The sequence below is a fragment of the Virgibacillus kimchii genome, from assembly GCF_055379185.1.
This window is the reverse complement of sequence record NZ_AP043951.1, coordinates 2,042,288-2,069,124: the sequence shown is the minus strand read 5'-3', so window position 1 is coordinate 2,069,124 and position 26,837 is coordinate 2,042,288. Positions and strand designations below refer to the sequence as shown.

The window sequence follows — 26,837 nt, the reverse complement described above, 5'->3', positions numbered from 1 at the left end:
TGGCTCACTGTCTATAATTACTTAATTTCCAGTTAGGCAGACTGATAGTCTATCGTTGCGGCAAATTTTTCGAAAAACAGCTTTGTATTAGCGCTGTGCAGCTTTTTGCTTATTTGATTGAGTAAAGTATAATCTTTATGATTTGTACGGTATAACGTCTGATGCTTAATCATGGAAAAGGCTAATCGAATCATCCGGTTTCCCAAAGCAATGTAAGCCTGTGGAGCGACTTTTCCGCGTTCAATGAGCTCTTTATATTTCTGTTTCATTTCCGGGTTATTACTGGCTAAAGACCGGCCGGCCTGATAAACAACATTTCGGAAAGGCTTCCTCCCCTGTTTGGAAACAGCGTAGTAAGAAGGTCTCCTATCCCCTGACTGCTTCACGACTGGGTTTGTCCCTGCCATTTTTATTAATTGTCCCGCATGATCGAAATCAGAAATATCCTCCATTTCCGCGTATAATTCAGCTCCAGTAACGACTCCAATACCCGGCACGCTAAGAAGGACCGCCCCCTCTGTCTGTACAAATAAATCCTCAATCTCTCTTTCCAGCTTTTTAATCTGTTTATTTAATAATTCCAGTTGATCCAGACGCTGATTAAGCAGGAATTGATCCGCCTGGACACATTCCTTTGGCTGTGAAATGGATTGATTGGCAAAATCAAGCAAGCATTGAATCGTATCATCTCGCAGTTTTAGATTTTCACGTACCGAAAGAGCACGTAAGCCTTTCACTCCAAGTTCCACGATATCGCTTGGATGTGGGCAATTTCTCATGATGTAAACCGACGACTTCCCAAATAAATCGGAAAAGGGCTTTTTCTGTTCTCGCTTGCCGTTTTCCCATACACTTTTCCCTTGAAATTCGCGGAATATATGGTCTAAATGGACACGTATTTGATTTTGTACAGATGAACGCTCTGCCACTAACTCACGTCTTGCACGAGTTAGCTTTTGCAGGTTATTCATCGTATCCGAGCTTAATTCATGCGTTGTGCCATGACCGTATATTATCGCTTGTACAATCGCCATTAAATCCAGGTTGTCTGTCTTGGATGAATTTAAAAGCATCTCCCGTACTTGTGCTGTGGTCGCTGCATTTATAACCCGAACCATATAACCCTCTTTATAACTGCGCCTCACCAGATCCTCATAATAATGCCCCGTTGTTTCAATGCCAATAACAACCTCTTTCATTTTATGTTTTTTCTTTTCACTCTCAACCAAATTCCTTACCTTCTCAAATCCAGTCCCGGATGCATCAAACTCAAATGGTTTTACCAGAATATCTCCATAAAATGTACAGATTGTGGCCTTATGCGTATACTTCGCTGCATCCACCGCTACGATTAATATCTTTTCTCCTCCTGTTTTTCGAATAAATTCTGCCCATCGACTTCCATTCTTACCTTGAATATGGTTCAATAATGTATGGACCATCATTTTCATCTCCTTTGAGTGATTAGTAATTGGAAGTTCTGTGATAGGTACTTCTATTTTACATTGAAAATGATGGTCTTTCTTCATTTATGAACTATTTACTATACTAGGCACCACCCAACAGTGGCAGCCCATTTATTTATTTTCTATTTTGGCATCATCTCGAACATTACCCCTCCTGTAGCATTGGCATCCATCGTGGCATCAGGCATATCCGGAGCAAGTTCGATGGGGACAAGTTTAACGGCATTGAGAATAGGATTGCCGGCGTTTATTTTGCCATTTACATTCATATTTGAACCGGCCCTTATTTTAAGCGGGGAAGCAATGGAAACGATCCTGAGTGTCATTACAGCGCTGATTGGGTTATTTGCCTTGTCCTATAGTACCCAACAGTTCTATATCCGCCATCTGAAAAGGTGGGAAAGCAGTCTCTTCCTGTTATTTGCGGTCTGTTTAATTTTTCCGCATTTAATGGTGGGTTTGATCGCATTTGCCGGATTGGTTATGCTGATGGTATTTATAAAATTTTCCTCAAAGGAAGATAACATCAGTGCTTCTGCTTCTTAGCGCCGGGAGGATATTCAGATATAAATCAAGCTGTCCCGTGAAAAAAATCGGACGGACTTTCCGGAAGCGGGCAGGGAAAACATGAAGCAATACGTAACTGATCCAATGATGGGTGCCCGTTCCGGCGGGGGAGGAAAAATGATATGAAGCAAAACACCAGAGAGCATGGTTGAAAGCGATACATTATATGGGTGTTCCCGGCGATGTGGCGCCGAAAACCACTGGAGCGTTGTTGGCTTCTGTCGTCATGGATGTGTTAAAAGAAAATGATATACATGGTAAACTGTGGTAGATTAGGTTATTATCTGTGAAATATCGGCCGACTTTTGTCATGTTGCCGGGATCTGTCCAAAGAATGGAAGCGAGCTGGATCCTGGCACAGGTGACGGCATTTTTCACAAATGTATTTCAGCTGGGAGATATACTTTTGAATACTTTTTCCAATAGTGTCATTGTTATTTTAATCGTTGCTTTTATCATCGGTCAATTGTTTCCAAATCCATTTATTTTTGCCATTTATGCCATATTAACCGGAATGGCGGCGATCATCAGTGTTTTCTATAGCAAGGGACTTCCGAAAATGTTCGGGCTGGCCATGATATTGGTTGGCTGCAGTGTATTCTTTTATCAACAGCAGCCGCTTGAGGTGTGGGCGGAAGGTATTACGAGGAATCTGCCGCTCGTCTGTCTCATTGTTGTCGTTCCTGTGCTTGGTATTCCGATCGGGCTGGGAAATTATAATAGTTATCTTGCAGGAATCACATCCCGTTTTCAGAAGAAACCGCAATGGATTTATTTATTTATCTCGGGACTGTTTTCGCTCATCGCTCCGATTACGAATCTGGGTTCCATGTATATCATTCATGCGATGCTTGAAAAACTGAAGTTGCCTGCCAGGTTATTGGGAAGCGTTTATCCCCGTGGGTTTACGTCGGTTCATACGTGGTCCCCCTATTTCGCTTCTGTGTTTTTGGTTGTGTATTCCCTTCAGATTCCGATGTACCAGTATTTGCCGTACGGACTGCTGCTGAGTGTTTTTCAAATATTGGTTGGATATGGGCTGTTCAGGTTCATTGAAATGAAGGATATGGCATGGAGAGCCGAGCGCGATATGGGAATGAATTATAAAAAATTAATCGAGCTGTTTGCTGTTTTGTTTCTGTTAACCGGGTTTATTTTTGTGCTGGAACCATTTGTTGAGCTGAGTGTCAGTGTGGTGATTACGCTAACTGTGTTTTTATTCGCGGTTCTCTGGACTGCTTATTTGGGTTTTCCGAAAAACTTCTTTAAGGAAGCGAATAAATACAGAAAGATGATTATGCCGAGCCGGGCGAATGAAGTGAACCTCCTGTTGACGGCAGGTTTTTTCGGCCTGGTACTGACGTATACACCTGTTTCCGCTTTTGTTCAGCAAGTGTGGGGCGGCATGGCGAATATATCGATATTTTTGCTGATTGTTTTGACGATCAGTTTCATTACCCTGCTTTCATTTGTCGGGGTGCACCAAATCGTGACGATCAGTACTTTTGTTGCGACGGTTTCCTATGATGATTTGGGGATCCATGTGATGGTGCTGGCCATGATGCTGTTGAGTGCCTGGTCGGTGGCAGCAACTATTTCTCCGGTCTCTCCGGTCGTCATTGGTACTTCGGGTTTAATAAAAAAAGATGTATTTTCCGTCATTCGCTGGAACTTGCTGTACGCAAGTGTGCTTATATTGGTTCATGCAGGGGTGATTTATGCTGTGCATATGTTGTTGTTCCGTTGAGCGGGATTTTGGTTTGAATTGGGCGGATTTTAAAAATGGACAGGATACTTTGTGTATAAGAATATGCCTGACTGCCAAATGATGGCATTGGTTGGTGAAGGAAAGCAGTGAGATTCAGGTGATGGCAGCTGTTTGTGTGAAGCAGCTGCGCTTCCAAAATATGCAGAGATATACTTCTAGGAGGAGAAAAGATGAAAAACAAAATTAGAGTAGGAATCACAGGATATGGTAATCTGGGCAGGGGTGTGGAGTCGGCAATCCGACAGAACGATGATATGGAACTTGTAGCGGTATTTACAAGAAGGGACCCGGCGGATGTTCAATTACTGGACCCGGAAGTGAAAGTGCTGCATGTTTCGGAAGCGGAGAAATATACGGATGAAATTGATGTCATGATTTTATGCGGGGGTTCTGCAACCGATTTGCCGGAACAGGGACCGGAATTTGCAAAACTGTTTAATACGATTGACAGTTATGATACGCATGCGAAGATACCCGAGTATTTCCCCGTCATGGACGAGGCTGCGACGTCCGGGGACAATGTAAGTATTATTTGCGTCGGCTGGGATCCAGGTGTGTTTGCAATGAATCGTTTGATGGGAGAAGCCATTCTTCCGGAAGGGGATACGTATACTTTCTGGGGGAAAGGGCTCAGTCAGGGACACTCGGATGCCGTGAGAAGAGTGGAAGGGGTAAAGGATGCTGTTCAGTATACCATTCCGATTGAAGAAGCGGTGGACCGGGTAAGAAGTGGGGAAAAACCCGAGCTGTCGACGAGAGAAAAGCATTTGCGTGAATGTTTTGTCGTACCGGAAGAGGGGGCGGATGTAAATCAAATTGAAGAAGAGATTAAGACGATGCCCAATTATTTTGCGGAATACGACACCGTGGTGAATTTTATTACGGAGAAAGAGTTGGCAGAAAACCACTGGAAAAAAGTACATGGCGGATTTGTCATCCGGAGCGGAAAGACCGGTGAGAATACGGATCAGCTTATAGAGTATTCTCTGAATCTGGACAGTAATCCGGAATTCACGGCAAGTGTGCTTGTGGCATATGCGAGAGCTGCGCACCGGCTGACCCAGTCCGGGGAGACGGGTGCCAGGACTGTATTCGATGTGCCAATCGGGCTGTTGTCATCGAAATCTCCAGAGCAGTTGAGGAAGGAATTGCTATAGTAGAGGTTTATAGGGGGTCAGACCCCACAATTCTGAATGTTTTGAATTGAGGGGTCTGACCCCGTTTAAAAGTTACTGTGATCCCCAGCCGCCATCTACTTTAATTACTTGTCCGGTGACAAAGTCGGCTTCATCTGAGGAGAGGTAGAGAACCATGCTGGCTATTTCTTCCGGTTTTCCGAGCCTTCCTGCCGGGGTTGCATCAGTGAATTGTTTTGTTACTTCTGGCGGGTTGTTTGCCAGTATAGGTGTTTCGATAATGCCGGGCGACACGACATTAATTTGTATATTTTTCGGGGCGTACTCTACTGCGACCTGGCGCGACATGGAGATAACCCCGCCCTTTGATGCTGAGTAACTCGGCAGTCCGGTTAAACCTACATGTGCTGCCAGTGAAGCGATGTTTACAATTTTTCCTGATTCATTCTTCACAAATTCCGGTAGGACAACCTTCATGCCGAAGAAAGTGCCTTTTAAGTTAATATTGATCATCTTGTCAAAGTCTTCTTCTTCCAGATCAACAATGTCAACCGCTTCGGAAATTCCTGCAATATTGCACAACGCATCGATCTTACCAAATTCGCTTATCGCTTTTTCCTTTGCTTCTTTCCAGCTATCCAATTGGGTTACATCCAAATGCACACCCATTGCTGTACCGCCAGTGTCCTGGATAGCCTGTGCACTTTCTTCCGCACCTTTAATGTCGGCACAAATTACTTTTGCTCCGTTCCCGGCAAATTTCTGCGCCACTGTTTTTCCAATACCGGAACCTGCTCCTGTCACGATTACTGCTTTATTTTTGACTTCTGCCATGAAAACACTCCTTAAGTATGAAATAATATTTTGATTTGTTTGCGCTGGAAAAGGGATACCGGAAAAATGTAGTATAGGACCAAACATGAATATTGTTTCCTTTATCGTGTAAATTAAACTTAAGTAATTTTTTTTCAATAGAAATAAAACCAAGCACGCGTTAGTTCGCACTTGGTTCTTATAACACTTCTTTCAATTTCTTCTTGATATGACCGGGGTTTCTTAACAATTAAATTTTATTAGTGGGAAATTCCACCACCATCAATAACCATTTCAGCCCCTGTTGTAAATCTTGATTCATCCGATGCCAAATATATTACACCGTATCCGATATCTTCAGGCTCTCCCATATGAAGAGGAAGTGGACTAAATTCTCTCATTCTTTCCATAATGCTTGGGTTTTCTTCGATTGCTTTTTCAGACATCGGCGTTCTAATTCCCCCAGGGTGTACAGAGTTTACACGAATATTATCTTTAGCAAGTAAATGAGCTGCATGCTTTGTTAACGAACGAACAGCTCCTTTGGATGCACTATAAGGTCCATCTCCTCCATCAGAGCTTGGGCCTCCCATTATACCGCCAATAGATGAAAAATTTATAATAGACCTTTTCCATTTTTCTTCATTTCAGCAGCAGCATACTTCATACCAAGATAGACACTTGTTGCGTTAACAGTGATGACTTTGTTCCAGTCATCTAACGTAGCGTTTTATCGTCTCAGATATAACTTTTTTCCAATCTTCTTCATTAGCAACATTTTGTTCTAATCCGATGACAACTTCGGAACCTATTTCATCATTAATTGATTTTACCGTCTTTGTCAAAAGCTCATAATTCATATCTGTTGCAACAACTTTTGCTCCCTCTTTTGCAAACAGGCCCGCTTCAATAGCTCCTTGTCCGCCTGCTGCACCTGTAATAATAGCTACTTTTCCGTCTAATCTTTCCATAAAGATTTCCTTCCTTATTTAAGCGCTTACATAAAGTTTAACATTATTAATCTATTGACCTCAAACTTTTTTCCTGGTTCTAAAGATTCATATGAATTCAGTGTTAGTACAATCAGACATTAGTCATACTTACATCAGTAAAGGCATGTTTATTAAGAATTGGAGTAAAGCTCCTTGCTTTCCAAAAAAAGGCCATAGATTCTGATACTGGACGAGGAGTAAGACATAGATGAAATGCGTGTCTTACTCTATTTATGATCTTTGAAAACCCCCGGCTATGCCGGGGGTTCCAGAGAGCTTCTAGCGTGGGGTCAAAAAAAGCCTCGCTTCATGGTAAGATTAGGTAGGTTTCCCGACCACCAAAATCTCACCATAGAAGGAGGCACGTCCAATGAAGGACAAGAATAGTTTAGCACACACGCAGTGGAGATGTAAGTACCATATAGTTTTTGCACCAAAATATAGAAGACAAATCATATATGGAAAATATAAAAGAAGTATAGGAGAAATAATCAGAGAACTCTGCGAAAGAAAAGGCGTTGAAATACACGAAGCAAATGCATGCAAAGACCACATTCATATGTTAGTTAGTATACCACCAAAATTGAGTGTGTCTCAATTCATGGGATACTTAAAAGGTAAAAGTAGTTTAATGATCTTTGACCGTCATGCGAATTTAAAGTATAGATATGGTAATCGAAAATTCTGGTGTCGAGGATTCTTTGTGGATACGGTGGGAAGAAATAAAAATCAAATTCAAGAGTATATACGAAATCAGCTTAGGGAGGATTACATGAGCGATCAATTAACATTATTTGAAGAATTTGATCCGTTCACCGGTAAGAAAAATAAAAAGAAATAAGAGATTCTTTAAGAATCAGTGAGTAAGTGTGGTGCAAAAGGGAAACCCATTCAGTGGGCCTTTTAGGCCGAGGCCGGTAACATAGGCTTTCAGCCGCAGAGCAAACCACCAGTTCACACTGGTGGTTTTGATTCATTTCAGTTTGAAAGTAAAGGATCAAGTTATTTCCGGTATTTATTTAAAGAATTCCTTAAATATTAATTTTAAAATTTCATGAAAGGGCCAGCACTTTCTTAATAATAATCCAATCATTTAAGCGGAAACATCGTCGGATGGACCTACTTTTGTAATAGAAGTCATGTTCATAGCATCCATTACACTTTGAATCCGTTCTATTGTCGCTCCGTAGTATTCATTTCTTTCATCACGTGAAACTTGGGAAGGGGAAACGCCTAATTTATCTGCTAACTCATTCTGTGTCATACCCAAATAAATTCTATATGCTATTAATGTTTTTCCTATTGTATGCAAATTAAATACGGTTTCAAACTCCCCCCGTTTAATACGTTCATAATAGTCTACCTCTTCTTTAAGTTGCTCATGAAAAGAAACATAAGGTTGGATGGCAAGTTCAATATGGTCTTCTTCAAGCCCCATTTCTTTAAATTTCTTTTTTTCCGCTGCTATAAATTTTTTATCTTGTATAAGCTTCTCGACAGCTTCTTTATACGCACTTTCCGTTTTAATCATAAATCTATCCCTCGCTTATTTATGTCTCTTTTACTTTATGATTTTTATGATGCCTTTCGGTTTGAAAGTATCTCTCGTTTGTCTAAAAGCAGAAGGAAACAATAAATTATTTCCATATTTGTCACGTATACCCGTGTTTGGTCCGTCACCATAATGTGGATATAACTCGACCCGGTATTTATGCCACATTGGCAGTTGTTTTTTTGTATACCCTTTATAAGGTTTCCGAGCTCTACTATCCCAAGTCCATATTTTACTTGGCTCCATAATGTTTAACTCTCTTTGTATTATTGGCAAGTCCATAATATCGCATTCAAAGTATCCATCAATATCATTGGGGTGTGCTTTATTTTCGACAAAGGAACCATTAATAAATATCTCGCTTATACCGACCGACCAAAATTGTTTGACCATGATCTTTAATTGGGAAACTAAATATGATCGCCAATCTTCATCCCAAACTGTTCCATCCTCAGGACCGGTAACTAACAATGATTTTTCTAATTCTCTTATAGTTAACATATAATCACCTGGTGGTAATAGGCCGAAATCATTAAATTCCATCTTTTATCGCACCCCAAACAATAACATAAATGTTAAAACAACTTATTTGTTATATTTATTTTACCATTTTATATTTCGTACATCAACTTAATTTGAGTACTAAAAGTATGTAGGGGAAGTCAAATAATTCAGAATTGAGGGGTCAGACCCCCTCCATGGAGGAGTCTGACCCCCGTGGTTTATGGGCGTTTTTTGAGTGATATGAGCGAATCCCCCATGTTATGAGCGTTTTTCTAATATTTATGAGCGAATTCCCCATGTTATGGGCGTTTTCTACTATTTATGAGCGAATCCCTCCAGTTATGGGCGTTTCTCTAGTTCCCGTATCATTTCGGGAACTAGGGCTTCCTGGTATCCGGCTTTTTTCGTCTGTTTCAGGGCATCCACGACAGGTGTTAATTCGGCTGATTTTATGGAAGATAATTTATTTAATCTTTCCTCAGATATTTCGATATCCGTCACGGATCTCCTGTAGGACGCCACATCCATCTTCCATAGTTTTACCTGTTCCGGGTGGCGCAATAAGAGACGTTCGGCCATGCTAACCCCTTCCGGATCCAGATCACCGGCATAATGAATGGTGCATCCATTTTCCGCCAGCAAGTCGATGAGGACAAGTGCAGCCAACTTAAATTGTCCGTGTGTGCAGATAAAAGAAACTTCCGGCAATGCATCCAATATACTCGAATATACGCCGGAGTTCTCCACGATCCAAACGTCACTGCCACCAGCAGCCGGATAGGCTTTTGTTAATTTCATTAATTCCCGGAGCGGCACATTCAGCACACTATGCGCAGTGGCAGCCGCTTCCCACATGGGGTGGACGCCTGCTTCCGTTTCCCCCAGCAGATTTACACACGTAACATAATTTGTAATATCATCCCGAAGTATCCGGTGCTTTAACAATAAGTCATTGATTCCCTCGCTGTCTGCCGGCACCAGCACAGGCGCACTTTGCACATCCTCAGCGGAAAGCACTGCCAGCACATGAATGAAGAGCCTTCCTAAATGATTGTTCTGATCAAAGGCGTGCGGGTCCCGCGTGATGCGCTGGCTGAACATCGGCAGGCGCTCATATTGGTCAGGTAGATCTCTTACTGCTTTGGCCAATGTTTCCATCCACGCTGTAAACCTGGGTTTCGACGCCTCCATCAGCCGGTAAATCCAGTAGGTATCTGGTGATTTATCTCTCACATAGTCCAACCACGGACGCAATTCGGGAAACCCCGCTTCCAATTCATCAAAAAACACCTTTTGCTCGCTGTCTTTCCGGGATTTCATTTCCTTTTTGGAAATCAGTGTCTCTCCAAAGTATGTTTCCAATAGCTCTTTCAAGCCAATCCCTTCAAACCGGGTGAATTGCAGCTGCCGCTCAAACTGCTCCAGGGAAATTTTACCCTTTTTCCTTAATTCCCCAGTAGTCCTGCCGAAAAAACGGCCGAGATCAGCCAGTTCTTCCTCGGTAAAATCCGCCACTTTAACCGTGCCGCCAATTCTCCCGAGTGACTCATATTTTTTCCTGAAAAGAGGGAATAAGCGACGGAAACCTTCTCCGTCGCGAAAATATGCTAATGCTTCTTTGATCATTGTCTCACCTTCAAGTCGATTTCTTCCTCTGCTTCCAGCGGTGTTTCAAAATTGATTTTGCTTCCGTCCCAGTGGTAACGGATGACACTGACAAAGTCCGCATTTTTCGGACGGACCAATTCATAGATTGACAATTTCCGGATCGTGTCATAATCTCCCCAGAGGACCTGGGAATTCATGATGTAATCAAAGCCCAGTTCTTCCACAATTTCAAACATTTCCCGGATGTTATTTTCATCGACCCCGGCAAAAGCTTCATCCAGGGAAATAATGTAGGGTGCTTCCGGTCCGGCTTCCGAATAACGGGAATAGCAGGCTGTGAATAAAGGAATGTACATGGACATCGCTTTTTCACCGCCGCTGAATTTATAAAATTGGTTGTTTGTCAGCTCACGCCGTTTTTCCCCTTCTCTTTGGAAATAAAGGACGAAGGAAAACCATTTCCGATAGTCCAGTACTTCTTTTAACACTTGCAGAAATGTCTGCAGTTCATTTTCTTCTTCGATCATTTCCTTGGCTTTTTCTATTTTGGAACGGAAATGGGTGATAATCTTTTCCCTGTCCTCTTCTTTTAACAGTTTGGAGTCCTGTCTTAACAGATGGACAAGATCGACCGTATCCATTTCGGTATCGTCATCAGCGGTCCGCGGCTTCCATCTGATGGAGAAGGACAGACCGGAGGAAGTATCCCTTGTTTCCATCAGTTTTTTCATTTTCTCCACCCATTGTTCGGCCCGGCGGATTCTTGCCCGCAGTTTCTGTCCAACGGTATTAAAAAGAATCTCTTCATACAGGGCCCGGTCCTGTTCATTCAAATAGCTTTCCTGCCGGGCGCGTTCCAGTTCAATTTGCTGCTGGAACAGGTAAGGACTCATCTGTTTTCCCAGGTAATTTAACTCGATGATTTGCCGCGACATTTTTTGCTCCCAGTTTTCCACATGGAGCTTCTCTTCATCACCGCTCACTTCATGCATCCAAGCAGGAAGCTGAAAAGGCGCGCTGAAACTGTTCAGGCGGTACTCGCGCAAATCGCTTTCCTGGTTGTAATATTCCTTTGTCAGTTGTTCGGAAAGCTTGCTGCGGTCTTTCTGCTTTAAAAGATGCCCAAATTCCTTGATGATTTCGTATGCAGCCTCGTGCAATTCCTTTTCTTTATCATACAAAATAAATTCCCGCTGTAATTCTCCGGCAAAGGACTGCTTCCAGGCCTCTTTCATTTTTATCCAAAAATCGACCAGCTGCCTCTGTTCTTCAATTTGCCCGTCAATATGCGTTTTTTCCGTTTCTTTTCCTGGTTTGATTTCCTTTTTCTCATCCAATTTTGCGTTTATTTCTTTCAACTCCCGCTGTACCTCGGCAATTTGTTGTCTGATGTCGGTCAGTCCCTGTTTTTCCAGCTGCTGTTCGATTTGCTTCAGGTTCTCTTCAAATTTTTTCACATTGGTTTCCGACATGTTGATGTCGCCCTGAAGCTCCAGCAATTCTGCTTCCAGGTCATCGAGCTGTGTTTGTGTGTCTACTTTTCGGCTCTGATGATAAACAGATTGAATATGTTTTTTCTCCAGTTCCGACAGGTCTTTTTCATACCGTTTCATTACACGGATGGCATCCTGAAAGGCAGGAAGGGTTACTTCCAGATTGTACGATCCGGTTTTATCGTCTATGGTTCGTTTTACTTTGGTATATTCCTGATAAATTTCTTTAATTTGGCCTGACAGGATTTCGATCTGTTCCTGATGATGCTTTATTTTCAGGCGCACATTGGTAATCTGCCGGAAACTTTCCTGCAAATCTGCATCGGATGGAAAAGCATTAAGCCGCATCTCCGCCTGATGAATAGCTGCTTTTTTCTCTTCTATTTTGTCATGCAGGACTTGTTTTTCTGCCTGCAATGTGGCAACTTCCTGCTCAATGCGTGAAATTTGTTCTTCGCGGTATCTTTTTCTGGCATTCCGTCCGATGTATTTGACGTTATCCACTGGCAGGGCATGTCCTTTTAACAGGCCCAGTTGGTAATCCCCTCGTTCGTTGATCAAAAATGGCGCATCTCCGCTGCCATCCTCTTCAATTAAGATACTCCGTAACACCTCATCCACGACATCGGCAGGGAGTTTGCTGTCCTGGTCCACGTCCGGTTTCAAGTAATCTGCCAGCGTGTGGGCCATCATGTGCGGGGCGGGAGTAAGCACCCTGTCATGCTCCACGGCGATATCCTCTTCCACGATCAAAGCATTCAGCATGCCGCTGTCGATTAAAGCTGCTTCAATTCTTTTTCGCCATGCTTCATCCACATGGTCCCGGAATTCCACTGCGGCATATAATGGTGTATAGGAAATGCCTTTGTCAGCTAACGTTTTTCTCGCTTCCTTTGTTAATGGATCGGCATCCGGCTCGGGATCTTTTTTTTGTTTCCATTCCTGAAGTTCCGCATGCTTTTCTGCCAGTTCTTCTTCCAATTGATCTTGATTAAACGTTAATTGGGAAAGCTTTTCCCGCTGTTCCTGCTCATAGTCAAAAACAGCTTTCCGGTATGGTTCTTTCACCGTATCATAGGAGGCCGGTTCGTATAGGGAATGAAGCGAACGGGACGTTGCCTGCAGCACCTCTTCCGGCATATCAAGCCACACTGTATCTCTTACCCAAGTGTGAATTTCATCCAATTTTTGTGCTTTGTCTTCTTCCAGCAAACGTGTCCATTCCTGTTCCTGGTTCAGCACATCATCCAACTTTTTGTTTTCTTCTGCCTGCTGTTTATTTTTTTCCTGGTACTTTTCTTTCAGGGTTTCAAAGTCCCGCAGTTTTTCTGTCACTTCTTCCAGATTCATTAAATGGCTGCCGGCTTCCTTTTTCCATAAACGAAAATCAAAACTCTCCTGCTGATGACGCCTGAAATCCTGTTCACTTAATTCATGGGATGCAGTGAAGGAAGCCGATTCTGCGTCATTCATCAAATCAATCAGTTGATCTGCCATTTCCTTCTTCAGTTCAGAGATGTCCTCTTCAATCTGCTGCAGGGTCGATTGTAATTGATGCTCTTTCCTGCTTTTCTGCCGGAACTGATCGTTTTTTCTTGCTAATTGTTTCGACTCCTGCTGCAACTTCTCCGTTTCCTCGGTACGTTCTTTTTCCAGGTTCCAGATTTTATGCGATTTCAGCCGTTCTTCCTGTTTTTCCACGGTTTCCTTTTTTACATGTAATGCTGCGATGTCGTCGGAAAGCGAGTTAATTTCCCGTTCGAGCGTTTCACTGTAGGCGTTTTTTTCCTGATACACCTTTTGCACTTCGGCGAGACGGTTTCTGGCCTGTAAAAACTCATTCGCCTGTTCCGCCGCAATTCGCTCGTTATACGTTTGATACACCTGATTCAGGCTCGTAATCGCTGTGTGTTCCCGGTCCAGTTGTTCAATCTGCTGTTTTGTCTGGTCCATCTGCTCGATCGTGTCAGACAAATGGCGCAGGTCATCGTCCGATAACGGGGGCAGGGCAGCTTCCAAAATTTCATAAATGACGGTGGGCTTAAAATCCTTGGACAGCTTCGGACTCCTGAGCTGAATGAGCAGCTTGATGAGATCCTCATAGGCTTCCACAGTTTCAAATTGAAACAGGTACTTGTTTACCAACTTCATATACGCTGATTTTGTCTGCACGACATGGCCGCCGTCTGAGAGCGTGTTTTCCAGTTCCACCCGGGAAAGGGGGAGTTTATGTGTCTCTCCGGCATGCCGTTCGGTTTTGTACAAATGAAAGTCAATGCCGATTCTGCGGTTGTCGGTAATGACGAAGCCCCAGAATTTCATTTGTTTATGGCGTTTTGCCTGAAGACCAATCCCGATCGTCATATATTGATCAGTCTGTTCCCGTTTAAATTCAATAAATAAGTAACCGGTCCGTTCATCACGGTCGACGATATCCTTTTCGCCCAGAAGATAGTCTTCCATTTTTCTCGCTTTCGACCCAAATGGATCCAGCCTGTCCGGGGATGTTTTCCCGTCCAGTAACACCGGCAGGAAACTTTGCATCGTCACTGATTTTCCGGAACCATTACTGCCACGGAGAAGCAGTTTGCCATTGGAAAAAGTAAAAATCTCTTCATCGTAATACCAGAAATTCAATAATCCGGCCCGGTTCATCTTCCATTTATTCATTTTCTGCAGTCACCTCGACTTCGTAATCTTTCGGATAATGGCCGGTCATTCTGGCAATGGCCGGTTTCAGTATGATCATTTCCGTATCCGGTTCAACCGCCGCCATTTCCCATTCCTTGTACAGCTGCAGCAGTTCCTCGGCAATCATCGCATAGGACATGTCCCGGTATTTTTTGCTCCAGCCCCGGCCATATAATTGTTTCACCGTTCCTGCTAATTGGCTGAATTCCGCCATGGTCAGCCTGATTTCCCCTAAGGCGTTGATCGTGTAGAGATCGGGATGTTCGCGGATGTATGTCTGGAAATGCAGGGCCACATTCATGATTGCTTTTTGATCGGGAAACAGGGTGAACCGCTGTTTTCGCTCCGGCATGACGAGCATGGCCGCATTTTTATACACTTCCAATTGAAATGGAGTGTGCTCTTCCAGGTCCTCCCGCAGTCGGTTGCGGAAATTACGGATATAGGCAAAATCCGGATCATCATTGCTTTCCCGGTAAACCGCCGGGGAAAATAATAATTTACGATACACCCGTTTCCGTCTGGCATCTTCGTGATGCCGCTGCCATTCACTGTCGAGAATTTCCTCTGTTGTTTGGTAACGGAATAAATCGTCCGGATAGGAACGCATAAAATAGCGGGCATGCACGGTTACTTCATACAGCACCTCATGTTCCTCGTTTCCGGCAAACACATCAATATCCCCGTCCACGACTTTGATAATGCGTAAATCCGTCATTTTCTTCAGCGCGCGAACGAGTGATTTCCGGTGCTGGTAATTGGTCCAGTCGAGGGGAAATTCTCCGGGATAGAGATCCTGAATGTCTTCGGTGATGTCCGATAATAAAAATTGTTCCTCCACCGACCTCCGTTCCGTAAATGCCAGTCCACAGCAAAATATCGCATAATCCTTTGAAGTGGTAAAATCCTGCATCCCCATCCAGGATTTTGGATCGACCGGAATTTTTTCCAATTTAATAAAATGCTGGTGGACGATTAGGTCAAAGCCAAATTTCTCGGAGACGTAACGCTTCAATGCTTTTTCCCGTTCACGAATCAATTGATAGGTGGCGGGTTCTTCGGCGCGCAGCACCCAAAATTGCTCAAATAATATGCCTAAAGCTTCCTGTGTCTGTTCATCAAAACCTGTTTGGATCATGCAGTGGGCACCTCCTCTTCGATAAATTGAAATGTCACGTTTGGCATCTCCAGCATGCCGTCTTCGGATGTAAGGGTGATGCGCTCCCCGTGGAGTACGACACGTACTTTTCTGCCAAGTTCTGTTTTAATCGTCCGGTCTTTTCGCACCATGGCTTTGCCAAGCCAGGAAAGCAGCAGTTTTCTTACGTGCGGTTCCACTTTCGGCAGTTCCTCCACACGTATTTCATTTCCATGAATGTATTGTTCGATCAGTTTTCGTTCCTGCTGTTTTTCTTCCAGATAGCGCTTCTTCATTTCCTCTTTCTTTTGCTGATTGCTCGTGATCGCGCCGGGTCTTGTTTTTTCCCGGTAGTTACGCGTAATCGGTTTTGTCTCATGCTGCATCGGCTGTTCATCCCATACGTCGGCATAAATATTTTCGGTTGGTGTATGATCAATGTGAAAATGCCTGGTATGGAAAACGCCAAAGGCTACCGAGGAGAGCTCGTGGGCTTCTTCAATATTTTCCAGTGCGTCAAACCATTTTGCCAGGTGCAGGTAGTCTTTTTTTCTGCTGCGGAAATGCTGGTGCCGCTCACCGAGCCGCTGGACGACTCTCGTGATCCGGCGGATGGATTCGGTGGTGCGTTGCTGCAGCATTTCATATTCGCTTTCTCCGTGTTCATTTCCGAGAAACCAATCCTTGATGCTCCGCCACTTTTCTTCGTATTCGGTATAGGGGTCTGTATCTTTTTCCTTTTCATTGTCAAACCGGAATATCTGCTCTTTATGTTGGATTACTTTGTTAAAAAAGGAACGTAACTCGTCTTTCGTAATGGCCAATAACACGTCCTGTATCTGCAGTGCCGTTCCTTGCAGGGCAATGATGAAGTCTCTTAAATAAGTAGTGAATTGGTCTTTATAGACAAGGAATGCTTCTGTCTGCATTTGCTCTTCCACTTCTTCGCTGTTGATATAGGCGATATAGTCAGAAGTATTCCGGGTAATCTGCCGGAAGTAGGAAATGACATCGTCCCATACCTGGGCACATTCTTCCTCGTTTTCGGCTGTCTCGTTACGGGTGATTTTTTCTATTTTTGACAGGGATTGGTAAAGCCGCTCGAACTGGGATTTTTCCAAAGAACCGCCGAAGACTTCGCCCATGCCTTCCAGCTGGATGAGCATTCTTTCAAACTCCACCGTGTACGGGGTGGATTGATAGCGGAAGCGTTTTTTCTTAAATTCTTCCACCGTTTTCGATTTGCCCATTTCCTGCCTCGCAATGAGGTTTCCCCATTTGACGAGGGTATCTAAATCTATGTGAAGTGCTTCGATCGGGTAATCTTTGAATTCATCAAATTGAGTTAAATGTTCATATATTTCTTCCGGAAAGAGAAACTCCCGCATTCTTTCATGCTGAATAAAGAAATAACGCAAAATCGCCCGGTAACTCCAGGCCTTCTCAGCCGTCAAATACGTCGCCTCTTTCACACTCTTAAACATGCCATCACCTGCTCTTTTTATCATGTAAGTCTATTTTAACATATGGGTGGTGCCTGTCACTCCCCGAAAAAGCTCGGATTTTGTCGAACTCCGACGGCGCGGGTTTTTGTGATATACTATTAAGTATGTAAATGTAGGTTGTATAGGGGGGGGACAGGCCCTGTTTAAACTGGTGTCCAATATTAATCTAAGGAGGCATTTATTATGGCATTGCAAGAAATAAGTTTTCAATCTTTCAATGAAAAAGATCATGTAAAGGGATGGATTTACACACCAATCCGCAAGCCCAAGGGTATTGTTCAGCTTGTTCATGGCTTTGGCGAGCATTCCCGCAGATACTTACATATGATCTTAAAGCTGAACGAGGCAGGGTTTATCGTCGCGGCAGATGATCATGTAGGGCACGGAAAAACAGCATATGATTCAGGCAACTGGGATGATTGGGGTGATAAAGGTTATATGACTATGGCTGAGGATGAACATACACTTCGGCAAATGGTTCAGAAGCAGTACCCCGATTTACCGTATTTTATGTTTGGTCACAGCATGGGATCGATGATTGCCCGGGGATATGCTGCAAAATATGGTGAGGGTATGAACGGTTTAATTTTGTGTGGTACTTCCGGCATTTTTTCTGGAGCTGCAGAACTTGTAACAGAACTGAAAAAGCTGATTGATGAAGGTAAGGGGAAAGAAGTGGAGCCAAGTTACTTGGAAAAATTTTTGGGCTGGATGACCGAACGTATTGAACATCCAAACACAGGAAATGACTGGATTAGCGGAGATCCTGACATCGTAGCAGATCATGCGAATGATCCATTCAATAACTTTACTTCAGTGCCTAATATACGATCATTATACTACTTTGCGACGATGATGGAAGAAATTGTCGGTACAGCCTGGGCGGAAAAGGTTCCTGCGTCTATTCCTGTTTACAATATTGCCGGGGACCAAGATCCGGTAGGACAGTATGGAGAAGGTGTTTATGCTGTATCTAATTGGCTTGCTGAAACGGGAAACCAGGTGGAAACAAAAGTGTATACCGGATATAGGCATGAGATCCATAATTATCGCGATATTAGAGATGAAGTGGTGGACGGGATGATTGCGTTTTTAAATGGTGCTTTGGAGGGTTAGCCGGTGTCGGGATAAACGAATAACATCGATTCTGGGGCGGTAAAAGCAGCTTGGAACGGTGGTTTGTTCTGTTTCGCTTAAAGAATATTGCTTTATAACCAAACAGCATTTGATTCCTTGGTAATACCGCCGATAGAAATCTATGAGGGGCCTTGTAATGATGGCAAATAATTATAGATAAATGGTTGAGGGCGGCTTTTTTACTAATAAATGTAAGATACTAAAGATAAATACCTATAAAGCTACTATATAAATTTAGTAATTTTTCATCATCTTTTGAAAAATTAAGAATTTATATAGTGTTTTTTTGTTTTTTTTGTTATTGTCAATTCAATAGAATGCCTAAAAAACTAGAACCTTCCAAGGTCAAAATACTATTGGCAGGTAGGTGTTGCTTTAATGGGTAAGCGCTTACATATTAAACGAAAGAGGGAGGTGTGCGAGAATTGTTTTGGGTTTTAGTATAAAACAAATATGAAGACAGGATCTATTTATGATCTTAAGCGAATTGAGAGCGCATCCATGAACTTACATAAATAGAAAAAACTATACTATTAAAGGAGGGCATTAAATAATGATGCAGAGTCAAATACGCAATAGAATAGTATTTATGACAATTTTGCTAGTCTTTATTCTTTTCTCGTCTACAAGTATTGCAGCAATGGATGATAACGAACACGACTTGCCCACAACCGGTTTTGAAGACCGGAACAGTGGTGAGTGGACAACATTGGATGAAGAGATAGATTTCATTAATGAAGTAGCAGATCTATCAGATAGAGTCTGGTATGAAGAAGTAGGACAATCTGTTGAAGGAAAACCAATATATTTGGTCTATGTTGGAGAATCCGAACGCTCCAAAGATGAGATTCAAAATGGCCGAACTGTATTTATTTTGGGTACACCACACGGAAACGAGCCAGCAGGTAGAGAAGGAGCTTTTAAAATCATGCGTGATTTGGCCTTTACGGATGATCCGGATATGCTCGATACCCTTGAAGAGTCAACTGTTTTAATCATGCCTACACCGAATCCGGATGGCCGTGAAGCAAACACTCGCAGAAATTCCTGGGGTATTGACAATAATCGGGACAACCTTAGTTTAATAACCCCGGAGAACCAAATAATAGCAAGTGTTTTGAGGGATTATAGTCCGGATATTACAATCGATGCGCATGAACGTCCGAGTGGCAGCAATCCGGATATCGAGTATTTATGGCCACGAAATCTTAACGTGGATCGTGAAATATACGATTTGAATGTTGAGCTGGTACAAGACTATATGATGCCGGATGCGATAGAAGATGGATGGTCAACAGGACTGTATGGAAGACCTGGCGGAAGCGGCAGAGAAGATGAACGTATTCTTCGCAACATGGGAGGTCTCAGACATGGTATAAGTGTACTGACCGAATCCGCCGGAACAGCACCAAACGAAGACCGGGTGGATATGCAGTTAAGTTCATATTATTCCGTTCTGCGTTTTTACCAGGAAAGATTTGATGAAATTGCAATTGCTGTAGACGGAGCACCAACCCGCAAGCAGGAAGATGGCAGGAATAAAGCACCTTTCTATTTAGCCGGCGCAGATGATGAACCGGAGAAGGAACAAGTGATAGATCCGCCGGTATGTGGATATTTGCTTCATACAAAACAAGCCGAGGCAATCGAGCGCCATATTGATTTATTTGAACTGGAAGTTGAACAGGTAAGTGATAATGGCGTATTTATCACAATGGATCAGCCGATGATGACAGTTATTCCTTTTTTGGTTGATGACCGGGCGCTTTACAATGAAGTAGAAGGGTTGCCGTTGGAAGACTGCACAGATCCGGGATCAATGGATCCTCCAGAACCACCGGAAGAGACAGCGCCTGCACAATATCAAACTGATTTCTCGAATAACGAATCAGGTATACCATCTGATTGGACCATGCAGTGGAGGGACAGTAACTGGGAAATCAAGGGTGATCCGCATAGATTGGAACACTATGTAGATAGCGAAGGCGGCCGCCGATTATTAGCCTGGGATACAGTCGGCGAAGTTCATGGAGATGTGGAAGTGTCAGCCCTTGTACGTCCAAGGGGAAGTGGTGCAACCCTCTTCCAGCTGCAGCTGCATACATCCGGAGAAGCAGGGTCAGAAAACAGTTACTATCTGGATGTTCGAACAAGTAATGATGTTCGTATAAATCGGAACTTGGACGGTTCTTTTAGTACCCGTGCAACGTCCAGTCTGCCATTTATCGTGAATGAAAATACATGGTTAAACGTTGTGTTAAAACGCGAAGGATCCATGTTAAAAGGAAAGGTTTGGCCATATGGAGCCGATGAACCGGAAGATTGGTCCATTACCGTAGAAGACCCGCTTACAAATAGTGGTCAAATAGGACTTGGGCATGTTACCAGCAACAGATACAATGACTGGGCATTTGTAGGAGTCGGTACAGGCGGGGAGGATGCACCGCGGGCACCGGAAAACATGCCTGGATATATTAGTACTGCAGGCCTGGAAGATCTTGTGGATTCCATTGAAGGGGAAAACCTTGTGGAAGATGATTATACACAAGAAACATGGGCGTTATTAGAAAATGCAATGGAAAATGCGAGAAATGTGTTGCAAAACGCAGTGAATAATCCGGATGAAGCAGTACAATCTGTTATTAACGATGCACTGGTAGAATTGGAAAATGCACGTTCCGGATTATTAAGTAAGCATGCAGCACAATATGAAACAGACTTCTCTGAATATGAGCTGGATCAGTCTCCATCGGATTGGTCGACTTTATGGAGAGATAGCAACTGGAAAATTACTGATAACCCTCGCAGGCTCGAGCATTCATTGGATAGTGGAGGACGTCGGGCGCTGACATGGGATGCCGTTGGGGAACATGAAGGCGATACGGAGGTTTCGGCAGTTGTCCGTGCAAGTAATGTGGGGGATACGATGTTCCAAGTTGGGTTCCACATGTCCGGGGAAGCAGGCAGTGAGAATGCTTATTACATTGATATGAGGAGCCCGGACGCCAGTTCACGGGCAAAGCAGTTACGGATTGGCAAATATGTAAATGGAAGTTACACGCTAATTGGAGGCAGCGGAGCATTACCATTCGAAGTGGGAGAAGATATTTGGTATGAAGTCGTATTAAAAATCGAGGGTGACAGACTATATGCAAAAGCTTGGCCATATGGTGAAGAAGAACCTGATGATTTCCAGGTAATAGGGCAAGATAGTTCTTTTTCCAGTGGAAAACTGGGTCTTGCTGCATTTACGAATGGGACTATTAATGACTGGGCATTCGTAGGGGTTGGAGCAGGTGGATTGGATGCCCCGCGTGCACCAGGGGATCTGTTTGAACCGGAAGAGCCGGAAGTGGACAAAACGGCACTGCAGGAACGCGTTGATGAGATCCATGCTGAAAACCTTAATGAAGAAGACTACACCGCAGACAGCTGGCAGGCTTTGCAGGAAGCATTAACTGCAGCTGAGGAAGTACTGAACGATCCGGATGCCACGCAGGAAGCAGTGGATATTTCTTTAACCGTGCTGAACGAGGCCCGAGTCGGGTTGGAAGAAACGGAAACAGAACCGATCAGTGCAGCGGACATGATAGGAAGTATTGAACAGTTTGATGAAGCGGGAGCATTTGAGGATGATCAGGTTGTAAGATCATTAACCCTTCATCTAACTGCAGTGGAGCAATATGAATCACAGGAAGAGGCAGAAAAAGTAGTGAGACATATGGAAAACTTTTTGTTATTGCTTGATCATATGGAAGAGCAGATGATCGAGGAAGCGTATGAATCTCTTTATGCTGCTGCTGAATCACTGATCGATCGGTGGGGATAAGCCAGTGGTAAATCGCAAAGCATCATTTCCCTGTATCACCGGGGAGATGATGCTGTTTTGTTATCATTTGTCAATGGAGTATTAAATAACATTAACGGCTTTTGTTGACCACGACAATAAGTGAATGCTATAAAGGCAGCAGTATTGTGTTTTTTCATTAGTAAAGTTTCATATTGATGCAGCAAATTGCAAGCTGCTCCCTAAGGAGTATAAAAAACCAACCCGTTGACATATTTAGAAATTTCAAATAAGATAAACTGCAATAAACGATTATAATGCAATACTAATTTTTTACATGTTGTCATACATAAGAAGAGGATAGGGGGTCTGACCCCTCAATTCTAAATTTTCAAACTATTAAACGTGTTCAGGATTTGTGCTGTTCACTTTCGTTGGGCTGGTTTCGACAACTTTAGACAAAAACCGGGGAGTGACAGGCACCCAAAGGGGGATGGGAACAAACATGAAGGTTTCGTTATTTGTGACGTGTCTTGGGGAAGTGTTTTATCAACAGGCGGCTAAGGATGTGGTGGAGGTGCTGGAGAGGCTTGGCTGTGAATTGGACTTGCCGCAGGGGCAGGTGTGCTGCGGGCAGCCGGCCTTTAACAGTGGTTACAGGAAGGAAGCACAAAAAGCAGCTAAGCAGATCATTGATGCCTTTGAAAAATCAAAGTATGTGGTCACTCCTTCCGGGTCCTGTGCAGCCATGGTTAAGGAATATCCGGCTTTATTTGAAGGGGATGTAGAGTGGCAGGAAAAAGCACGGATGATGGCCGAAAAAACATATGAATTCACCCAGTTTATTGTTTACGTGTTGGGCATAGAAGATGTCGGAGCGGTGTATCCGGCAAGGGCCACGTACCATACTTCCTGCCATATGCTCCGGCTGCTCGATGAAAACGAGGCGCCATATACCTTGCTGAAAAATGTAAAGGGGCTGGAATTGCTTCCCTTGAAAAACAGTTATGACTGCTGTGGTTTTGGCGGGACTTTTGCGGTGAAGATGGCGCCGATCTCCGAACAAATGGTGGAAGAAAAAGTCAGACATGTGAAGGAATCGACTGCTGAAGTATTAATCGGAGCGGACAGCGGATGTCTGATGAATATCAAAGGACGGATGGACCGAAAAGATACACCGGTGGAAGTGAAGCATATTGCGCAAATTTTGAATACGCTTGCATAAAGGTGGGAGGGTGGACCAATGGCAATGAAAATAGGAAACAAGCCTTTTTCAGACCGGGTGGATGATGCGTTACAGGATGACTTTATGAGAAATGCAATGTCGTCCGCCCAGGACAGATTGCGCGGAAAAAAGCTGGATGCATCCCAGCACGATGAACAGATTGGCGACTGGGAGGAATGGCGGAAGGCCGGGGAGGAGATTCGCAGCCATACGCTGGAAAATCTGGATTTTTACCTTGATCAGCTGAGTGAAAATTTTGCTGCCCGGGGAGGTCATGTATATTTTGCCGAAACGGCGGAAGAAGCGAACCGTTATATACAGGAAGTGGCCAAAAAGAAGAATGCGAAGAACATAACGAAATCAAAGTCCATGGTCACGGAGGAAATCGGTCTTAATGATGCACTGGAAGAGATCGGCTGCCGGGTGCATGAGACCGATCTTGCGGAATATATTTTGCAGATAGATGACAAGGATCGTCCTTCGCATATTGTAGTTCCTTCTCTCCATAAAAATAAGGAGCAGATCCGCGACACGTTCCGGGAAAAAGCCGGTTACACGGGGACGTCTGACCCGCATGAGCTGACGAATTTTGCGCGTGGAGCGTTGAGGGATGTGTTTTTGGGAGCGGATATCGGCATTACCGGCTGCAATTTTGCTGTGGCAGAATCCGGTTCGGTCTCCCTGGTTACGAATGAGGGCAATGCCAACATGGTGACAAGTTTTCCCGATACGCAGATCAGCGTGATGGGCATGGAACGGATTGTGCCGACATGGGAAGAACTGGATATTTTAGTCAATTTATTAAGCAGAAGTGCTGTTGGGCAGAAGATGACGACGTATGTAACGAACTTAACCCCCGGTGTGGAGGCAGATGAGGTGGATGCACCAAAGGAATTTCACCTGGTCATTTTGGACGGTGGCCGTTCCAAGGCAATGGGAACGGAATTTCAGTCTGCGCTTCATTGCATCCGTTGTGCCGCCTGTGTCAATGTGTGCCCGGTTTACCGGCATATCGGCGGGCACGCGTACGGTTCGATTTATCAGGGGCCGATCGGGGCAGTGCTTTCGCCTGTCCTTGGCGGATATGAAGAATATGGTGAACTTCCATATGCATCCAGTCTTTGTGCTGCCTGTACGGAGGCCTGTCCAGTGAAAATTCCGCTCCACGAACTGTTAATCAGACATCGGGAAAATTATGTGGAAGGGCAGGGGAATCCAAAAGTGAGTGAGAAGGCAGCGATGAAAGCTTTCGGCATTGGGGCAGGCACGCCTACCTTATTTCAAATTGCCGTAAAAGGGGCACCGACCTTTTTGAAACCTTTTATTAAAGAGGAACGAATTACCAAGGGACCTGGTCCGTTAAAAGATTGGACGAATAGACGCGATTTTCCTGCACCGGGAAAAGAAAATTTCCGGAAGTGGTTTGCAGCGCATCAAAAGGAGGCGTCAGTGAATGGGAAAAGGGACGATTCATAATAAAGATATATTTTTAAATAACATTGCCGGGAAGTTGGGCCGGGAACGGAGGTGGTCTGCCGTTCTTCCGGAATGGGAGCACCGGCCTCAATGGGATGTATTTAAAGAAGCTTCCCGGGATGAATTGCTGGAGATTTTTCAAAAAAACAGTGAGGAAAAAAAGGTGGATGTGGCAGTAACGGATCAAGCTTCCGTTGCAGAAACAATCCGGAACGTGATCAGGGAATATGGCGGCGGACCGGTAGTTACGACGAAGGATGACAGGTTTGCAGAGTTTGGGCTGGAATCCATGTTTGAGAATAAGGAAGTGCATCGTTGGGACCCGGCTGTTGGAATAGAGAATATAGAGAAAGCGGAAGCAGCCAATGTGGGTGTGTTTTTTAGCGATATCAGTTTGGCTGAGTCCGGTACGGTTGTACAGTTCAATGATAAAAACATCGCCCGGTCAGTGAGCCTGCTGCCAACTGCCTATATCGCCATTGTACCTGAGTCAACGATCGTTCCGCGGATGACCCAGGCGATGTCTGAAATTCATGAACAGTCGGAGACCGGCGGCGAATTGGCCACATGCATTAACTTTATATCCGGTCCAAGCAACAGCGCCGACATCGAAATGAACATCGTTGTCGGCGTCCACGGCCCAGTCAAGGCAGCCTACCTCATCGTCCAGGACATGTGACGCAGCGGGAATTGACGTAATATTGCGAATTGTGGGGTCAGACCCCCGCTGCTTTAAAGTGTTAAAGAGAGGAGGGGATCCATATGTTTTCGACAGGATCTGACATATTTCGGGGAGTGACAAATCTTTACGGTGGGACGAGCATTTAGCGCAGTCCCAGGCACCACCGCCTCACGGGGAGTGACAGGCACCACCGCCTCAGCGCAGTCCCAGGCACCCCCTCCCGACCCCTCCCGCACGCCGTGCACACACCGCACTCATACCCCGTGTGCTTTTGCCATCGTAATGAATTCTCTTACTGCATGGGGGAGGTATTTGTCTTTTTTCCAGATCATGGCCAGTTCCAGGTAGACTGCCGGTTTGTCGAAAGGAATGGCTTTCATATTTTCATTGGCAATCTGGCTGCAAATCTTGCTTGGCAACAAAGCCACGCCTAATTTTGCTTCGACCATTTCAATGATAAAGTCTTTTTGTGAACTTTCACACACGACATTGGGGTAAAACCCATGGTTTCTGCATGCCTCCATAATCCTGTCATGGAGGGAGAAGTCCCGTCTGTACAGGATCATTGGCTCATGTTCTATATCGGAAAATTTTATTTCCTCTCTTACAGCCAAAGGGTTATCTCTATGCATAATCAGCATTAACGGATCTTTTAACAGTCTGATGGTTTCATAGTTTTCCTTTTGAATGGGCAGATTGCAGATTAAACCGACATCGAGCTCTCCTTCGCTTACTTCCTGCTTGATTTTATTGCTGCCGACTTCATTTAAACTCATTTGAATCGATGGATACAGCTCAATGTATTTGCTGATTAACGTGGAAAAAAATGCCGCGCCAATAATCGGAGGAATTCCTATCTTGATTTCCCCTTTTTTCAGTTCACCGACATCGTCCAGTTCCGCTGTCAGATTATCGAAAGCATCCAGCACATTTTTGGCGTTCGCGAGAAAAACCTGGCCGGTATCCGTCAACTCCAGCCCTTTTGCCGCCCGGTAAAAAAGTGGAGTGCCAAGCTTCTCCTCCAGATTTTTAATCGTTTTACTTAAAGAAGGCTGAGAAACATGCAGTGTGGCTGCTGCTTTTGTAAAGCTTTTCTGTTTAGCGACCTCTGCAAAATAGGTTACTTGTCTGATATCCAAGAAAGCCCCTCCTTTATTTTTGCGCCGATACATTGCGGTAACCCCATTATACGCCAACATATAACCAAAAGGAATAACGAGTATGCAAAACTTGTATTTCTGTTTCTGTGCAAAAACTATTAGAATATTAGTTATAGAGAGAAAAGAGGAGGCAAATA

21 protein-coding genes are annotated in these 26,837 nt (G+C 44.1%); 10 read left to right on the top strand and 11 right to left on the bottom strand.

Annotated features, from left to right (window positions below; all coding sequences use genetic code 11):
• Positions 1–32: 32 nt before the first annotated feature.
• The gene (locus tag ACZ42C_RS10180) at positions 33–1,445 is read right to left on the bottom strand and encodes an IS110 family RNA-guided transposase (RefSeq protein ID WP_464891251.1); all 1,413 of its coding nucleotides are present in this window, start codon (positions 1,443–1,445) and stop codon (positions 33–35) included.
• Between the two features lie 120 nt (positions 1,446–1,565).
• Between ACZ42C_RS10180 and ACZ42C_RS10175 the strand changes: the two genes are divergently transcribed.
• The 4 genes from ACZ42C_RS10175 to ACZ42C_RS10160 all read left to right on the top strand — a co-directional run bounded on the left by ACZ42C_RS10175 (position 1,566) and on the right by ACZ42C_RS10160 (position 4,958).
• Complete coding sequence (locus ACZ42C_RS10175) at positions 1,566–2,012, top strand: TRAP transporter large permease subunit (protein ID WP_461183802.1); 447 nt, start codon at positions 1,566–1,568, stop codon at positions 2,010–2,012.
• 169 nt (positions 2,013–2,181) lie between these two features.
• Positions 2,182–2,304 carry a hypothetical protein gene (locus tag ACZ42C_RS10170; protein ID WP_461183803.1) on the top strand — a complete coding sequence of 41 codons (123 nt, stop codon included), beginning with the start codon at positions 2,182–2,184 and terminating at the stop codon, positions 2,302–2,304.
• A 15-nt stretch (positions 2,305–2,319) separates the two neighbouring features.
• Positions 2,320–3,780, top strand: coding sequence for a hypothetical protein (locus ACZ42C_RS10165; RefSeq protein WP_461183804.1), 1,461 nt, complete (start codon positions 2,320–2,322; stop codon positions 3,778–3,780).
• Positions 3,781–3,971: 191 nt separating this feature from the next.
• Positions 3,972–4,958 (top strand): diaminopimelate dehydrogenase, encoded by a 987-nt coding sequence (locus ACZ42C_RS10160; protein WP_464891357.1) that lies wholly within the window; start codon positions 3,972–3,974, stop codon positions 4,956–4,958.
• A 72-nt stretch (positions 4,959–5,030) separates the two neighbouring features.
• Here ACZ42C_RS10160 and ACZ42C_RS10155 read toward each other — a convergent pair whose 3' ends face one another.
• From ACZ42C_RS10155 to ACZ42C_RS10145, 3 genes are all read right to left on the bottom strand, one after another.
• Positions 5,031–5,771 carry an SDR family NAD(P)-dependent oxidoreductase gene (locus ACZ42C_RS10155; protein WP_461183811.1) on the bottom strand — a complete coding sequence of 247 codons (741 nt, stop codon included), beginning with the start codon at positions 5,769–5,771 and terminating at the stop codon, positions 5,031–5,033.
• A gap of 239 nt (positions 5,772–6,010) precedes the next feature.
• Positions 6,011–6,370, bottom strand: coding sequence for an SDR family NAD(P)-dependent oxidoreductase (locus ACZ42C_RS10150; RefSeq protein WP_461183812.1), 360 nt, complete (start codon positions 6,368–6,370; stop codon positions 6,011–6,013).
• Between the two features lie 93 nt (positions 6,371–6,463).
• A complete protein-coding gene (locus ACZ42C_RS10145) occupies positions 6,464–6,721 on the bottom strand; it encodes an SDR family NAD(P)-dependent oxidoreductase (protein ID WP_461183810.1) in 258 nt (85 codons plus the stop codon).
• Positions 6,722–7,112: 391 nt separating this feature from the next.
• Here ACZ42C_RS10145 and tnpA point away from each other — a divergent pair, with 391 nt between their 5' ends.
• Positions 7,113–7,583 (top strand): IS200/IS605 family transposase, encoded by a 471-nt coding sequence (gene tnpA, locus ACZ42C_RS10140; RefSeq protein WP_461183836.1) that lies wholly within the window; start codon positions 7,113–7,115, stop codon positions 7,581–7,583.
• 252 nt (positions 7,584–7,835) lie between these two features.
• On the opposite strand, the gene ACZ42C_RS10135 is transcribed toward tnpA, so the two are convergent.
• The 6 genes from ACZ42C_RS10135 to ACZ42C_RS10110 form a co-directional block, all read right to left on the bottom strand.
• Positions 7,836–8,273, bottom strand: a complete 438-nt coding sequence (locus ACZ42C_RS10135; protein WP_461181967.1) for a helix-turn-helix domain-containing protein — start codon at positions 8,271–8,273, stop codon at positions 7,836–7,838.
• A gap of 30 nt (positions 8,274–8,303) precedes the next feature.
• Positions 8,304–8,837, bottom strand: a complete 534-nt coding sequence (locus tag ACZ42C_RS10130; protein ID WP_461181968.1) for a DUF6932 family protein — start codon at positions 8,835–8,837, stop codon at positions 8,304–8,306.
• 300 nt (positions 8,838–9,137) lie between these two features.
• Positions 9,138–10,424: a TIGR02679 family protein gene (locus ACZ42C_RS10125; RefSeq protein WP_461181969.1), complete on the bottom strand. Its 1,287-nt coding sequence runs from the start codon at positions 10,422–10,424 to the stop codon at positions 9,138–9,140.
• Complete coding sequence (locus ACZ42C_RS10120) at positions 10,421–14,569, bottom strand: TIGR02680 family protein (protein ID WP_461181970.1); 4,149 nt, start codon at positions 14,567–14,569, stop codon at positions 10,421–10,423. Before ACZ42C_RS10120 ends, ACZ42C_RS10125 begins: the two co-directional genes overlap by 4 nt.
• On the bottom strand, positions 14,562–15,725 hold the full coding sequence (locus ACZ42C_RS10115; RefSeq protein ID WP_461182014.1) for a TIGR02678 family protein: 1,164 nt from the start codon (positions 15,723–15,725) through the stop codon (positions 14,562–14,564). The genes ACZ42C_RS10120 and ACZ42C_RS10115 overlap by 8 nt, the downstream gene beginning before the upstream one ends.
• On the bottom strand, positions 15,725–17,212 hold the full coding sequence (locus ACZ42C_RS10110; RefSeq protein WP_461181971.1) for a TIGR02677 family protein: 1,488 nt from the start codon (positions 17,210–17,212) through the stop codon (positions 15,725–15,727). Before ACZ42C_RS10110 ends, ACZ42C_RS10115 begins: the two co-directional genes overlap by 1 nt.
• A 204-nt stretch (positions 17,213–17,416) precedes the next feature.
• Between ACZ42C_RS10110 and ACZ42C_RS10105 the strand changes: the two genes are divergently transcribed.
• The 5 genes from ACZ42C_RS10105 to ACZ42C_RS10085 all read left to right on the top strand — a co-directional run bounded on the left by ACZ42C_RS10105 (position 17,417) and on the right by ACZ42C_RS10085 (position 25,537).
• Positions 17,417–18,349, top strand: coding sequence for an alpha/beta fold hydrolase (locus tag ACZ42C_RS10105; protein WP_461181972.1), 933 nt, complete (start codon positions 17,417–17,419; stop codon positions 18,347–18,349).
• Between the two features lie 574 nt (positions 18,350–18,923).
• Positions 18,924–22,199: a M14 family zinc carboxypeptidase gene (locus tag ACZ42C_RS10100; protein ID WP_461181973.1), complete on the top strand. Its 3,276-nt coding sequence runs from the start codon at positions 18,924–18,926 to the stop codon at positions 22,197–22,199.
• Between the two features lie 463 nt (positions 22,200–22,662).
• The gene (locus tag ACZ42C_RS10095) at positions 22,663–23,382 is read left to right on the top strand and encodes a (Fe-S)-binding protein (protein WP_461181974.1); all 720 of its coding nucleotides are present in this window, start codon (positions 22,663–22,665) and stop codon (positions 23,380–23,382) included.
• 18 nt (positions 23,383–23,400) lie between these two features.
• Entirely contained in the window at positions 23,401–24,858 is a 1,458-nt protein-coding gene (locus ACZ42C_RS10090) for a LutB/LldF family L-lactate oxidation iron-sulfur protein (protein ID WP_461181975.1), read from the top strand.
• The gene (locus tag ACZ42C_RS10085; protein ID WP_461181976.1) at positions 24,836–25,537 is read left to right on the top strand and encodes a LutC/YkgG family protein; all 702 of its coding nucleotides are present in this window, start codon (positions 24,836–24,838) and stop codon (positions 25,535–25,537) included. Before ACZ42C_RS10090 ends, ACZ42C_RS10085 begins: the two co-directional genes overlap by 23 nt.
• A gap of 257 nt (positions 25,538–25,794) precedes the next feature.
• Here the strand turns inward: ACZ42C_RS10085 and ACZ42C_RS10080 are convergent, their stop codons facing one another.
• Positions 25,795–26,679: a LysR family transcriptional regulator gene (locus ACZ42C_RS10080; protein ID WP_461181977.1), complete on the bottom strand. Its 885-nt coding sequence runs from the start codon at positions 26,677–26,679 to the stop codon at positions 25,795–25,797.
• Between the last annotated feature and the right edge of the window lie 158 nt (positions 26,680–26,837).

Coding starts and splice junctions, on each gene's coding strand:
- ACZ42C_RS10180 (WP_464891251.1), bottom strand. CDS start 1,445: ATGATGGTCCATACATTATTGAACCATATTCAAGGTAAGAATGGAAGT.
- ACZ42C_RS10160 (WP_464891357.1), top strand. CDS start 3,972: ATGAAAAACAAAATTAGAGTAGGAATCACAGGATATGGTAATCTGGGC.
- ACZ42C_RS10155 (WP_461183811.1), bottom strand. CDS start 5,771: ATGGCAGAAGTCAAAAATAAAGCAGTAATCGTGACAGGAGCAGGTTCC.
- ACZ42C_RS10145 (WP_461183810.1), bottom strand. CDS start 6,721: ATGGAAAGATTAGACGGAAAAGTAGCTATTATTACAGGTGCAGCAGGC.
- tnpA (WP_461183836.1), top strand. CDS start 7,113: ATGAAGGACAAGAATAGTTTAGCACACACGCAGTGGAGATGTAAGTAC.
- ACZ42C_RS10135 (WP_461181967.1), bottom strand. CDS start 8,273: ATGATTAAAACGGAAAGTGCGTATAAAGAAGCTGTCGAGAAGCTTATA.
- ACZ42C_RS10130 (WP_461181968.1), bottom strand. CDS start 8,837: ATGGAATTTAATGATTTCGGCCTATTACCACCAGGTGATTATATGTTA.
- ACZ42C_RS10125 (WP_461181969.1), bottom strand. CDS start 10,424: ATGATCAAAGAAGCATTAGCATATTTTCGCGACGGAGAAGGTTTCCGT.
- ACZ42C_RS10120 (WP_461181970.1), bottom strand. CDS start 14,569: ATGAATAAATGGAAGATGAACCGGGCCGGATTATTGAATTTCTGGTAT.
- ACZ42C_RS10110 (WP_461181971.1), bottom strand. CDS start 17,212: ATGTTTAAGAGTGTGAAAGAGGCGACGTATTTGACGGCTGAGAAGGCC.
- ACZ42C_RS10105 (WP_461181972.1), top strand. CDS start 17,417: ATGGCATTGCAAGAAATAAGTTTTCAATCTTTCAATGAAAAAGATCAT.
- ACZ42C_RS10100 (WP_461181973.1), top strand. CDS start 18,924: ATGATGCAGAGTCAAATACGCAATAGAATAGTATTTATGACAATTTTG.
- ACZ42C_RS10095 (WP_461181974.1), top strand. CDS start 22,663: ATGAAGGTTTCGTTATTTGTGACGTGTCTTGGGGAAGTGTTTTATCAA.
- ACZ42C_RS10090 (WP_461181975.1), top strand. CDS start 23,401: ATGGCAATGAAAATAGGAAACAAGCCTTTTTCAGACCGGGTGGATGAT.
- ACZ42C_RS10085 (WP_461181976.1), top strand. CDS start 24,836: ATGGGAAAAGGGACGATTCATAATAAAGATATATTTTTAAATAACATT.